Below are 12,574 nucleotides of genomic sequence, written 5' to 3'. Positions count from 1 at the left end.
AAGGCGGAAGATAACTCCCGCCTTTTTTATTATCGCTCTAGAGGTTTTGAGTCGTCAGGAGCAGCAAATGGATTTTCTTTATTAATGTGGTCATAGAACATAACACCATTTAAATGGTCAATTTCATGCTGAAATACGATTGCTGGTAAACCTTTTAAACGTAATTTTACTTCTTCGCCGTTGATTGATGTTGCTTTCACTGTAATTCTTGTGTAACGAGGGACATATCCAGGTACTTCGCGGTCTACTGATAGACAGCCTTCCCCGCTTTGTAAATATGTACGTTCAACAGAATGACTAATGATTTTTGGGTTGAATAATGCATGACTATATAACGTGCCGTCCGTATCGGTTACATGAACCGCAATCATTTTCTTTGAAATACCGATTTGCGGAGCTGCTAATCCGATTCCAGGGCGTAAACTATATTTTTCAGCCATTTCAGGATCTTGGCTATTCATTACAAATTCAATCATCTCTTTAAGTGTAGTTGTATCTTCTTCGCTCGTTGGTATTATTACCTCTTCTGCAACGTTTCGCAAAATAGGATCTCCTTCGCGAATGACATCTTTCATTGTAAGCATATGTAATCTCTCCTTTCCCCTTTAGTCTACCAAAGGAGATGAAAAAAGTCATCGACAAGTAGGGCAAGCGTTCTACTATAGAATATGTATGTAATAAAAAGAAAAGACGGCAAAGCCGTCTGTTTCTTTCCATAGTTGTTTCATTTTACATTAGCGAATGCAAGCAGCACCAACGATAATTAAAAGAATAAACAACACAACGATTAAGGCAAAGCCGCGTCCAGATCCGCCACAAGAACCGCCATAACCGTAGGAAGGATTTGAACAAGTTGGATAGCAATATGAGTATCCGTACATGAGATGACCTCCTTTATCATTTCCCGCTAATACTGCGGTTACTATAATGTATGGAGCGAAGAGTAGAAATGTATGGGTAATTACCTATAAAAGGAAGAAGAGTTTGTATATTTTTGTTAAAAAGAGAGAAAAACTAAAGAGAATTAAATCGTTTACATATTATTCTAAGAGAAAAAATAAGTTGAAAAGGGAATAATATAACAGTAGGTAAATGCTTACTAATACAGATGTGAAAAATAAAAACACGTTTGTGTAGAAGAAACCTGCAGATTATTTATAAAAAAACGTATCCAAAGTAATTGACATCGTAATTAGAATAGTTGTAAACTAAAAAACGTGATCAAGATTGTATTAATATGTTTCTGAAAAAACATTAGTACAGATTGTTAGGTACACAAAATTATTCTCAACCGACAAATAAATTTGTTGGTTTACATTGTTGCGTTTTCAGTCTAGCTAATAGATAGTGAAAGCGTTTCAGAATATGGTTCAAGAGAGGAAGAGGTGAACGGAATGGGTACTAAAACAAAAAAGACCCTATTTAATGTTGATGAGCAAATGAAAGCTATCGCAGCTCAATTTGAGACATTACAAATTTTAAATGAAAAAGGCGAAGTTGTGAATGAAGCAGCTATGCCTGAATTATCTGATGATCAATTAAAAGAATTAATGCGCCGTATGGTGTATACTCGCGTACTAGATCAACGTTCTATTTCTTTAAACCGTCAAGGACGTTTAGGTTTCTACGCACCAACAGCTGGACAAGAGGCTTCTCAATTAGCAAGTCATTTCGCACTTGAAGCAGAAGATTTCATCTTACCAGGATATCGTGATGTGCCACAATTAGTATGGCACGGTTTACCATTATACCAAGCATTCTTATTCTCTCGTGGACATTTCATGGGTAACCAAATGCCTGAGAATGTAAATGCACTTGCTCCACAAATCATCATCGGTGCGCAAATCATCCAAACTGCTGGTGTTGCGTTAGGTATGAAACTACGTGGTAAAAAATCTGTTGCAATTACTTACACTGGTGACGGTGGTGCTTCACAAGGTGACTTCTACGAAGGTATGAACTTTGCGGGTGCATTCAAAGCTCCAGCAATCTTCGTTGTACAAAACAACCGTTATGCAATCTCTACTCCAGTAGAAAAGCAATCTGCAGCTAAAACTGTAGCACAAAAAGCAGTAGCAGCAGGTATTTACGGAATTCAAGTAGACGGTATGGATCCATTAGCTGTATACGCAGCAACTGCTTTCGCTCGTGAGCGTGCAGTAAACGGCGAAGGCCCTACTTTAATCGAGACTCTAACATTCCGTTACGGTCCACATACAATGGCTGGTGATGACCCAACTCGTTACCGTACAAAAGATATCGAGAACGAATGGGAACAAAAAGATCCAATCGTACGCTTCCGTGCATTCTTAGAAAACAAAGGCCTATGGTCTCAAGAAGTTGAAGAGAAAGTAATCGAAGAAGCAAAAGAAGATATTAAACAAGCAATTGCTAAGGCTGACCAAGCTCCAAAACAAAAAGTTACTGATTTAATGGAAATCATGTACGAAAAAATGCCTTACAACTTAGCTGAACAATATGAAATTTACAAAGAAAAGGAGTCGAAGTAAGCCATGGCTCAAATGACAATGATTCAAGCAATCACTGATGCTTTACGCGTTGAAATGAAAAATGACCCTAACGTACTTGTGTTTGGTGAAGACGTTGGTGTAAACGGCGGTGTATTCCGTGCTACTGAAGGTTTACAAGCTGAATTCGGTGAAGATCGTGTAATGGATACTCCACTTGCAGAGTCTGGTATTGGTGGACTTGCAGTTGGACTTGCATTAGAAGGTTTCCGTCCAGTTCCAGAAATCCAATTCTTCGGTTTCGTTTTTGAAGTAATGGATTCAATTTCTGGTCAATTAGCTCGTATGCGTTACCGTTCTGGTGGACGTTGGACTGCTCCAGTAACAGTTCGTTCTCCATTCGGTGGCGGTGTTCATACTCCTGAACTACATGCTGATAGCTTAGAAGGATTAGTGGCTCAACAACCTGGTCTAAAAGTTGTTATTCCATCTACTCCATACGATGCAAAAGGTCTTTTAATCTCTGCGATTCGTGACAACGATCCAGTTATTTACTTAGAGCATATGAAATTGTACCGTTCATTCCGTCAAGATGTACCAGAAGGCGAATACACAATTGATTTAGGTAAAGCTGATATCAAACGTGAAGGTACAGATGTATCTGTTATCGCTTACGGTGCTATGGTTCACGCTGCATTAAAAGCTGCTGAAGAACTTGAAAAAGAAGGTATCTCTTTAGAGGTTGTTGACTTACGTACAGTTCAACCATTAGATATCGAAACAATCATCGCTTCTGTTGAAAAAACAGGCCGCGTAGTTGTAGTTCAAGAAGCACAAAAACAAGCTGGTATTGCAGCTAACGTTGTAGCGGAAATTAACGACCGTGCAATCTTAAACTTAGAAGCTCCAGTTGTACGTGTTGCAGCTGCTGATACAGTATTCCCATTCTCTCAAGCTGAGAGCGTATGGTTACCAAACCATAAAGATATTGTTGAAGCTGTTAACAAAGTAATGAACTTCTAATTTTTAGCTTTTCATGTGCAAAAGAAATCAGCACATGCTGGTTTCTTTTGTACATATTCCATAATAATGAAATGAATCAGGGGGCTGAATTCCGTGGCATTTGAATTTAAACTACCAGATATCGGTGAAGGTATCCACGAAGGTGAAATCGTAAAATGGTTTATTAAACCAGGCGATGAAGTAAACGAAGACGATGTACTTCTTGAAGTACAAAATGATAAAGCAGTAGTAGAAATCCCTTCTCCTGTTAAAGGTAAAGTACTTGAAGTACTTGTAGAAGAAGGAACAGTTGCAATTGTAGGAGATACATTAATTAAATTTGATGCTCCTGGATACGAAAACCTTAAATTTAAAGGTGACGATCATGATGAAGCTCCAAAAGCTGAAGAAGCAGCAGTAGAAGCTCCAGCAGCGGAAGCTACTCCAGCAGCAACTGCAGAAGTAGTAAATGAGCGCGTAATCGCTATGCCATCTGTTCGTAAATATGCTCGTGAAAACGGCGTAGACATTCATAAAGTAGCTGGTTCTGGTAAGAACGGTCGTATCGTAAAAGCTGACATCGATGCATTTGCAAATGGTGGACAAGCAGTAGCAGCAACTGAGGCTCCAGCAGCAGTAGAAGCTACTCCAGCAGCAGCGAAAGAAGAAGCACCAAAAGCACAACCAATCCCAGCTGGTGAATATCCAGAAACTCGTGAGAAAATGAGTGGTATCCGTAAAGCGATTGCAAAAGCAATGGTTAACTCTAAGCATACAGCTCCTCACGTAACATTAATGGATGAAGTAGATGTAACAGAACTTGTTGCTCACCGTAAGAAGTTCAAAGCTGTTGCAGCTGACAAAGGTATTAAATTAACTTACCTTCCATACGTTGTTAAAGCTTTAACATCTGCATTACGTGAATTCCCAATGTTGAATACTGCTTTAGACGATGCTTCTCAAGAAATCGTTCATAAACATTACTTCAACATCGGTATCGCAGCTGATACAGACAAAGGTCTATTAGTACCAGTGGTTAAAGATACAGATCGTAAATCAATCTTCACTATTTCTAACGAGATCAATGATCTTGCTGGTAAAGCACGTGAAGGTCGTTTAGCTCCGGCTGAAATGAAAGGTGCTTCTTGCACAATTACAAACATTGGTTCTGCAGGTGGACAATGGTTCACTCCAGTTATCAACCACCCAGAAGTAGCAATTCTTGGTATCGGCCGTATCGCTGAGAAGCCAGTTGTGAAAAACGGTGAAATCGTTGCAGCTCCAGTATTAGCATTATCTCTAAGCTTTGACCATCGTTTAATTGACGGCGCAACTGCTCAAAAAGCATTAAACCAAATTAAACGTCTATTGAATGACCCACAATTATTAGTAATGGAGGCGTAATAACAATGGTAGTAGGAGATTTCCCAATTGAATTAGATACAGTCGTTGTTGGTGCAGGTCCTGGTGGATACGTTGCGGCAATTCGTGCAGCACAATTAGGTCAAAAGGTAGCAATTATTGAAAAAGCTAACCTTGGTGGCGTATGCTTAAACGTTGGATGTATTCCTTCAAAAGCGTTAATCAATGCAGGTCATCGTTATGAGAATGCAATGCATTCTGATGACATGGGTATCACTGCAGAGAACGTAAAAGTTGACTTTTCAAAAGTTCAAGAATGGAAAAACGGCGTAGTTAAGAAATTAACTGGCGGTGTTGAAGGCCTTCTTAAAGGTAACAAAGTTGAAATCATTCGCGGTGAAGCTTACTTCGTAGATGCTAACACATTACGCGTAATGACTGAAGATGCAGCTCAAACGTATACGTTTAAAAATGCTGTTCTTGCAACTGGTTCTACACCAATCGAAATTCCTGGATTCAAATACTCTAAACGTGTTATCAACTCTACAGGTGCTTTAAGCTTACCTGAAATTCCTAAAAAACTTGTTGTAATCGGCGGCGGTTACATCGGTATGGAATTAGGTACTGCATATGCTAACTTCGGTACAGAAGTTACTGTAGTAGAAGCTGGCGACGAAATCTTAGCTGGTTTCGAAAAAGCTATGAGCTCTGTTGTTAAACGTGCTCTTCAAAAGAAAGGTAACGTTAATATCCATACAAAAGCTATGGCTAAAGGCGTTGAAGAAACAGAAACTGGCGTAAAAGTTAGCTTTGAAGTTAACGGTGAAATCCAAACTGTAGAAGCAGATTACGTATTAGTAACTGTAGGTCGTCGTCCAAACACTCAAGAAATCGGTCTTGAGCAAGTTGGAGTTAAAATGACTGACCGCGGCATCATCGAAATCGATGAGCAATGTCGTACAAACGTACCAAACATCTATGCAATCGGTGATATCGTTCCTGGACCACCATTAGCTCACAAAGCTTCTTACGAAGGTAAAGTAGCTGTTGAAGCAATTAGTGGTCATGCATCAGCAATCGATTACATCGGAATTCCTGCAGTATGCTTCACTGATCCAGAATTAGCATCTGTTGGTTACACGAAGAAACAAGCAGAAGAAGCAGGAATGACAGTAGCTGTATCTAAGTTCCCATTCGCTGCAAACGGTCGTGCGTTATCATTAAACAGCACTGACGGTTTCCTACAACTTGTAACACGTAAAGAAGACGGTCTTCTTGTAGGTGCTCAAGTTGCAGGTGCAGGCGCTTCTGATATTATCTCTGAGATTGGTTTAGCTATCGAAGCTGGAATGACAGCGGAAGATATCGCTCAAACAATCCACGCTCACCCAACATTAGGTGAAATCACAATGGAAGCAGCTGAAGTTGCTCTTGGAATGCCAATTCACATTGTAAAATAATTTAAGTAATGAAAATAGCCCATCTCTTATTTAAAGAGATGGGCTATTTTTTATCCTTTTCGGCAAGAAGACACCATCTGATTTGTGTTACGGGTGAAGTCCAATAAATTCAGGTGGAGATGAATTGCCGCCAGAAGGTAGACCAAACACTTTTGTTTCATTCATAACAATTTTTCCGGGACGAATATTTGTTTCTTTTTGTCTTACGATATAATCTGCCCTTAGATAAGGAGGGAATATATTGTAAGACAACGAAATTGGATAATAATAATCATTCGGTTACTTGGGCCAAAAGGAATTACGATGGAGACCATGTTCACATTTTGCTCCGTTCAGTTCCAAATATTGATTTGTCAAAAGCGTTGCGAAATGTTGGCTTCTTCCACAAGGAAGAATTGCTCTTTTTCGAAAGGGTGGTGCAAGTGGGGAAACGATTGTTCGTTTCTAGTACCAACCAAAAACATACTTGGGGTGTTACCATTAGGTGGCATGAATGCTAGAGTGTCAAACTGTCTAGCGATAGACGAAAAGACCTAGCGTTCGAACTCAAGCCCCCACTGAAACGCTTTATCTCAGTGGGATAGTTGACATGTAATTGTCGAATGAATATGTAATACTTTAATTGAATCGTTAGAGCATATATTAATCCAAAAGCTATATATGCTTTCGTATAATATGTAATTGATTCAAACTTGATCCCATATATTAATAAAATAGAGCATGTCAAAGGAGAAGGTTCCATGAGAATATTGCATGTTATATTTTATCATTTATTATTATGGAGTGGTTTTTCTGTTGTATTAGCATTGTCAAATGGTGATAAGTTGCATTACAAAGTCATTCTATTTTTTGTATTTCTTTATTTAGCGTATGTGATTGCATATTTTGTATTGCAAACTAGAAAGCAGTCATTATTCCTTACGTGTTCAAATTGCATACTTTTCTTAATCGTATTTTCTATTTTTTAAATTAACGTTTATAGAAATACATTGTTCTTCCATTAAATAATTGTAATTCTCCTTCTAATTTCTTTGCTAGAAAACGGCAAAATTCATTTGCTTTTCCTTTATCACCAAATGTTGCATTAGGTGGTAAAGAAATCTGAATAAAAGATTGTTCCTTTTCTATACCGACACCAACATAAATGGAGTCATATCGATCGTGAGTAGATTGTAGTTTTAATGTTGTTGCTGATGTATCTAAAATTTCATAAGGAAAAGCGGTATTTGTATAAGCGTAATTAATTTGAACACCGGTTTTGGAAGTAACTGTTTGATAGTAAAGAAAAAGTTGTTTTATATCATCTATTGAAACAGATTGTTGATTGGATTTAGGTACAAGCGTAATAAAGGCATGTTGCATATAAGTTCCCCCTAACTTAGTAGAATAGTATCATTCTACATCCTACTGAATTTTTTGACAATTAAAAGGAGTATTACTTTTTTTGTTTAATATACTAAATGAAAGGTGATGGAGAAAGGTGGAAATCGATGTTTGAAAAATTGTATGATGAGCATGAAAGTGTGAAGGTACGATTTTTGGGGTTTATGACACATGATACTCGTTATGATTTTGGTGTTATTTATACAAATATGTTTTTTGGAAAGCCACTCATTGTTTGCATGCAAACAGGAAGGTCTACTTTGCTTGGGCGAGATGATGTAGAGAATGTTCAACATATACAGGAAATTTTCAAATTAGGATCTGAAGAGGAAGCGACAGAGTTAGCTCAGTTCTTCAAATTTTTAGTCCCATCTACTTCTTTACATGCCGAATATGAAGAATAATTAATGTAAAACAGTCGTACGTATAAATATGGCTGTTTTTTTGTTTGAATATCGCATACTAATTTAAATTGAAAATATTTAATGTGTTATACTAAAAACCTATTGACGTAAAAAGTATAACATATTAAAATAAAGACAGAAAGTTAAGCGGTTACAAAAGTTTTTGGGATTATAAACTTAGGGGGAAATGAAAAATGGGAACGATCGTATGTCAAGATTGTGAAGGTACAATTGCACACTTCGAGGATGAAAAAGTAACGGTACTTTACGGGAAATGTGGATCTTGCGGATGTGATCACACAGAGCATACAAAAGCCCAATAATTGATAGGAAATGGCCAGCTAAAAGTTTTTAGGACCATAAACTTAGGGGGAAATGAAAAATGGGAACAATCGTATGCCAAGTATGTGAAGGAACAATCGGACATTTTGAAGATGAAAAAACGACAGTGCTTTACGGGAAATGTGGTACAAATTGTGACTGTGCTAATAAAGATAAGGCGAAAGCTTAATTATAAATAAGTAAATGATTATTAAAACTCAGGGGGAAATAAAAATGGGAACAATCGTATGCCAAGTATGTGAAGGAACAATCGGACATTTTGAAGATGAAAAATCAACAGTACTTTACGGAAAATGTGGAACTCATTGCGAGTGTGACCATAAAGAACATGCAAAAGCTTAAATAAAAAAAGCGCCTACATATGTAGGCGCTTTTTTTAATAAATTGTAGTTGTATTGCCAACTGTTGCAACGATTGCATCATCTCTAATTGGAATAAATCCTATGGATGTTTGTGGAGTTTTAGGAGAAGCGTAGTGGCTCATGAGACGGCTATCAATACGGGTAATAGTATCGGTCAAAAAAGCTGAAATAAAAGCGTAAGGGACTCGTCGTTCATTTAACGAGTATATAATTTCCTCTTTTGTTTTTACACCTACGCCATGTCCGTAAAAAAAGAAATTTCCTAGATAGATTGTATTTTCTCCTTGCCACTCAATTGTAGCTGGGTTCACTTGTGGATTTTTAAAATAAACGAGATCACCTGGAACAAGATCACCACCCGTTTTGGTTATGAGCTTTAAATCTTGATCGTAGTCCCACGTATAAAGTAAAAGGTTTGCAAAGAGACGGTTGAAAGTTTCTTCCTCATACAAGGATAGTAAAGCTTTGTAAAAAATAATAATCATAGCAGTGGCACATTCAGTTCCATATAGTTTTCCATTTTTGAAAATATCTTGTATGGCAATGGAAGGGGGGATGTTTGGAAGGAGCTCGAATCCCCCAAGTGACGTTCTTTTCCAATACTGGGGGTTGCAAAAGGATTGTTGAAATGTGCGAAACTGAAATCCACTTTGAAAAAGTTCTAATGCAGAAGTAATAATATTCACTCGCAAATTTAAATCAAAGCTGAGTTCATCAGAGGTTCGGAAGGAATAAATTTCTTGATTTCCTGCCATTATCGATAAAATTTGTTGTTTCTCAGCTGCAAATGGCTCATATTCATTTGTGATATAAGGATGTACAATAGAACGGCCTATTACAATCATAATAGTATCCCCACCTATACGTTACATTACTTAATATCGTATGAGAAAAGGGAAAAAGGGTGAAAGAAAAGCCTATCAACTGATAGGCTTGTACTCTTTAATCACACGTAATGTTTGTAATGTCATATCTTCAGGACCTTGTACAGGTAAACCCGCTTCTAAGTTTTTACGAATATACTCTAAGTTATCTTGTGTAATAATTTCCCCCGGAGTAAAGATTGGAATCCCTGGCGGATAAACCATAACGAAATCAGCTATAATACGACCTGCTGCATTTTCAAACGGAATGACTTCTGTTTCCGAATAAAAAGCATCTCGAGGAGAAAGTGCTAGTACTGGTATTTCTGGAATTTCTACTTGTATTTGTACACCTTTATCGGCTTGATTTCTAAATGTTGCTGCTAAATCTTGTAATGCTGAAATAAGTGTATTTGTCTCACTTTCTGTATCCCCAAAAGTGACAAGACATAATATGTTGTATAAATCTGAGAGTTCTACTTCAATGTTATATTGCTCTCTAAGCCATACTTCAGCCTGATGGCCTGTAATACCTAAATCTTTTACAGATACAATTATCTTTGTAGGATCATAGTTAAAAGTAGCATCCGTACCTAGCATTTCTTTCCCAGGACAGTAAAGATCCTCAATAGCATTAATAGCATCACGAACTTGTTCCGCTAATTGTATTGTTTGTTCTATGAGTGCTGTTCCTTCTGTAGCAAGACGTTTTCTAGCAACATCTAGGGATGCTAACAAGATGTAAGAAGTTGATGTCGTCGTAAGCATGCTAATAATAGATTGAACATGTTTTACGTTCACAAGGCCTTCCTTCACGTTAAGAATAGAACTTTGCGTTAAAGATCCTCCTAATTTGTGGACACTTGTTGCTGCCATATCTGCACCGGCTTGCATCGCTGACATCGGCAATTCATTGTGAAAATGAATATGAACACCATGAGCCTCATCAACTAGTACAGGGATATCGTAAGAATGAGCTAATTGGACAATCTGTTCTAAGTCCGCAGCAAAGCCAAAGTATGTTGGGTTAATAACAAGTAAGCCTTTCGCATCTGAATGCTCTTCAAGTGCCTTTTTGACAGATTGAATTGTGATTCCATGTGAAATACCAAGTTTTGGATCGATTTCAGGATGCATGAAAATCGGTTTTGCACCTGAGAAAATAATAGCTGACATTACTGATTTATGCACGTTTCGTGGCACTAGGATTTTGTCACCAGGACCGCAAACGCTCATCACCATTGTCATTATTGCACCACTTGTACCTTGAATAGAAAAGAAAGTATGATCTGCACCAAATGCAGCGGCTGCTAAATCTTGTGCTTCTTTAATCATACCTTTTGGATGATGTAAATCATCGAGCGGCGCAATATTAATTAAATCAATTGCTAATGCGTTATGCCCAATAAATTCGCGAAATGTAGGATCCATGCCCTGTCCTTTTTTGTGACCAGGAATATGGAATTGAATTGGATTTCGCTTACTGTGCTCAACTAAAGCGGTAAACAATGGTGTTTCGTATTGGGACAATCTATACACCCCTTCTTTTTCATAATATTTATTAGAGTTTGTTTTATATAATCTTGTTCTAAAAAAGTTAAGTGCTTTTTAGAATGAGACTTGTTTTTCTGCCAATCACAAAAGCGTTTTTGAGATGGTAGGTTCACTTTATTTTCTATAAAACAAAAGCATTATATCACCAATAATTATAGATGTATAGAAAAAAATATTATTACAGTGAGTATGTTAAATAGTTATTTCCAATTAACTTATAGAGGAAGACAATTCCATCACAATGAATAAATAGTGTATAATGCATAGTGGCTATAGTGAAGAAGAAAAAAATCCCTTTAAGATAGCATATTCAAATATGAAGAAATGATAAATGAGGTGCGAAATGGAATATCAATATCCGTTAGATTATGATTGGTCAAATGAGGAAATGGTTGCAATTGTGAAGTTTTATGAAGCAATTGAGAAAGCATACGAAAAAGGAATTATAAGAGAAGAATTAATGGGATTATATCGTCGTTTTAAAGAGATTGTTCCATCGAAAGCAGAAGAAAAGAAAATTGATAAAGAGTTTCAAGAAGTGAGTGGGTATTCTATATACCGTGCGATTCAAAGGGCGAAAGAAACTGAAGAACAAAAGTTTGTAAAAATGTAAAAATATTTTGAAAAATAAAAACTGAAGTGATATAATGTGATAACAACTAAAAACGGACAATATAAATTGTCCGTTTTCTACTATCGATTACAAAGTGCATATAAAGGAAGGAGTGATTGCATCGTAGATTCAATCTTAGCAAGGAATTGTTCGTTGGTCATTGCTGAAAACTCCTCTGGTGATATATGGATACCAACTAATAATTCTGCTTTTTTCACAGTAGCTAGACGTTCAATCATCTGTTGTAAATCTTCTGTTTCAAGTGTTTTATGTAATTTTACACTTGGTTTAGTATGGTCAATGGACCAAACGAAGTCATTTGGAATATTTGTTTTTAAATCATTTAAATGTTCTAAGAAGGCGTGAGCCGTCTCCACTTTTTGTGGACACTCATAGATTAAACCAAAGTATATGAAGGCATGAGTACCCCATAATCCAATTTGGAAATGTGGCAGCATTTTATATCCTCGTTTATTTGTTGAAAAAGCAACCCAAGTATCGTTTGGTGGATTGACTTTACGGCGTGCATGTTTTGCGACATGATAAAAAAAGTTCTCATCAGTTTGTTTTGATAAATATGCTGCAAACTGTTCCCCTAAAGCTTCTAGCTTAGGATGAATGTTCGTTTTAATTGCACTCATTCGTTCTTCAAGACCATCAACTGTAAAGACCTCAAAATCAGTTGATTTGAATGTTTGTAGTGTCATGATTGTTCCTCCAACTCCTATTTTGCTTTTATTTTAGCATAGCTTGTACTATTC

Annotated in this window: 16 protein-coding genes; 10 read left to right on the top strand and 6 right to left on the bottom strand. The window is 37.0% G+C overall.

All coding sequences use genetic code 11. From position 1 onward, the window contains the following. Positions 1-29: 29 nt before the first annotated feature. Together def and F8162_RS10015 are read right to left on the bottom strand one after the other, a co-directional pair. A complete protein-coding gene (gene def, locus F8162_RS10020) occupies positions 30-584 on the bottom strand; it encodes a peptide deformylase (RefSeq protein WP_151632795.1) in 555 nt (184 codons plus the stop codon). A gap of 150 nt (positions 585-734) precedes the next feature. Further along, positions 735-881, bottom strand: coding sequence for a YjcZ family sporulation protein (locus F8162_RS10015; protein WP_000274561.1), 147 nt, complete (start codon positions 879-881; stop codon positions 735-737). Positions 882-1,394: 513 nt separating this feature from the next. Here F8162_RS10015 and pdhA point away from each other — a divergent pair. From pdhA to F8162_RS09980, 5 genes are all read left to right on the top strand, one after another. Beyond that, on the top strand, positions 1,395-2,510 hold the full coding sequence (pdhA, locus tag F8162_RS10010) for a pyruvate dehydrogenase E1 component subunit alpha (protein ID WP_000536893.1): 1,116 nt from the start codon (positions 1,395-1,397) through the stop codon (positions 2,508-2,510). A gap of 3 nt (positions 2,511-2,513) precedes the next feature. Continuing rightward, positions 2,514-3,491, top strand: coding sequence for a pyruvate dehydrogenase complex E1 component subunit beta (gene pdhB, locus F8162_RS10005; RefSeq protein ID WP_000068163.1), 978 nt, complete (start codon positions 2,514-2,516; stop codon positions 3,489-3,491). Between the two features lie 93 nt (positions 3,492-3,584). Further along, positions 3,585-4,874: a pyruvate dehydrogenase complex dihydrolipoyllysine-residue acetyltransferase gene (gene pdhC, locus F8162_RS10000; protein ID WP_064474943.1), complete on the top strand. Its 1,290-nt coding sequence runs from the start codon at positions 3,585-3,587 to the stop codon at positions 4,872-4,874. Between the two features lie 5 nt (positions 4,875-4,879). Then, positions 4,880-6,292 carry a dihydrolipoyl dehydrogenase gene (lpdA, locus tag F8162_RS09995; protein WP_151632793.1) on the top strand — a complete coding sequence of 471 codons (1,413 nt, stop codon included), beginning with the start codon at positions 4,880-4,882 and terminating at the stop codon, positions 6,290-6,292. A gap of 740 nt (positions 6,293-7,032) precedes the next feature. Then, positions 7,033-7,260 (top strand): hypothetical protein, encoded by a 228-nt coding sequence (locus tag F8162_RS09980; RefSeq protein ID WP_151632791.1) that lies wholly within the window; start codon positions 7,033-7,035, stop codon positions 7,258-7,260. A gap of 1 nt (position 7,261) precedes the next feature. Here F8162_RS09980 and F8162_RS09975 read toward each other — a convergent pair whose 3' ends face one another. After that, on the bottom strand, positions 7,262-7,654 hold the full coding sequence (locus tag F8162_RS09975) for a DUF1885 family protein (protein ID WP_151632789.1): 393 nt from the start codon (positions 7,652-7,654) through the stop codon (positions 7,262-7,264). Between the two features lie 128 nt (positions 7,655-7,782). Between F8162_RS09975 and F8162_RS09970 the strand changes: the two genes are divergently transcribed. From F8162_RS09970 to F8162_RS09955, 4 genes are all read left to right on the top strand, one after another. Continuing rightward, entirely contained in the window at positions 7,783-8,079 is a 297-nt protein-coding gene (locus tag F8162_RS09970; RefSeq protein WP_076541134.1) for a DUF3055 domain-containing protein, read from the top strand. Positions 8,080-8,273: 194 nt separating this feature from the next. Further along, on the top strand, positions 8,274-8,402 hold the full coding sequence (locus F8162_RS09965; protein ID WP_000536778.1) for a GapA-binding peptide SR1P: 129 nt from the start codon (positions 8,274-8,276) through the stop codon (positions 8,400-8,402). Between the two features lie 59 nt (positions 8,403-8,461). After that, entirely contained in the window at positions 8,462-8,590 is a 129-nt protein-coding gene (locus F8162_RS09960) for a GapA-binding peptide SR1P (protein WP_000536800.1), read from the top strand. A gap of 44 nt (positions 8,591-8,634) precedes the next feature. Then, on the top strand, positions 8,635-8,763 hold the full coding sequence (locus F8162_RS09955) for a GapA-binding peptide SR1P (RefSeq protein ID WP_151632787.1): 129 nt from the start codon (positions 8,635-8,637) through the stop codon (positions 8,761-8,763). 34 nt (positions 8,764-8,797) lie between these two features. On the opposite strand, the gene F8162_RS09950 is transcribed toward F8162_RS09955, so the two are convergent. Then, entirely contained in the window at positions 8,798-9,628 is an 831-nt protein-coding gene (locus F8162_RS09950; RefSeq protein ID WP_151632785.1) for a protein-glutamine gamma-glutamyltransferase, read from the bottom strand. A gap of 75 nt (positions 9,629-9,703) precedes the next feature. Then, on the bottom strand, positions 9,704-11,176 hold the full coding sequence (gene speA, locus F8162_RS09945) for an arginine decarboxylase (RefSeq protein ID WP_151632783.1): 1,473 nt from the start codon (positions 11,174-11,176) through the stop codon (positions 9,704-9,706). Positions 11,177-11,543: 367 nt separating this feature from the next. Here speA and F8162_RS09940 point away from each other — a divergent pair, with 367 nt between their 5' ends. Beyond that, a complete protein-coding gene (locus tag F8162_RS09940; protein WP_151632781.1) occupies positions 11,544-11,813 on the top strand; it encodes a UPF0223 family protein in 270 nt (89 codons plus the stop codon). 80 nt (positions 11,814-11,893) lie between these two features. Here F8162_RS09940 and F8162_RS09935 read toward each other — a convergent pair whose 3' ends face one another. Then, the gene (locus tag F8162_RS09935) at positions 11,894-12,520 is read right to left on the bottom strand and encodes a YktB family protein (RefSeq protein WP_151632779.1); all 627 of its coding nucleotides are present in this window, start codon (positions 12,518-12,520) and stop codon (positions 11,894-11,896) included. Positions 12,521-12,574 lie beyond the last annotated feature (54 nt).

Source organism: Bacillus sp. CH140a_4T (genome assembly GCF_008923725.1).
GTDB lineage: Bacteria > Bacillota > Bacilli > Bacillales > Bacillaceae_G > Bacillus_A.
The sequence above is the reverse complement of the archived record's forward strand: the minus strand, read 5'-3'. Positions and strand labels throughout refer to the sequence as shown.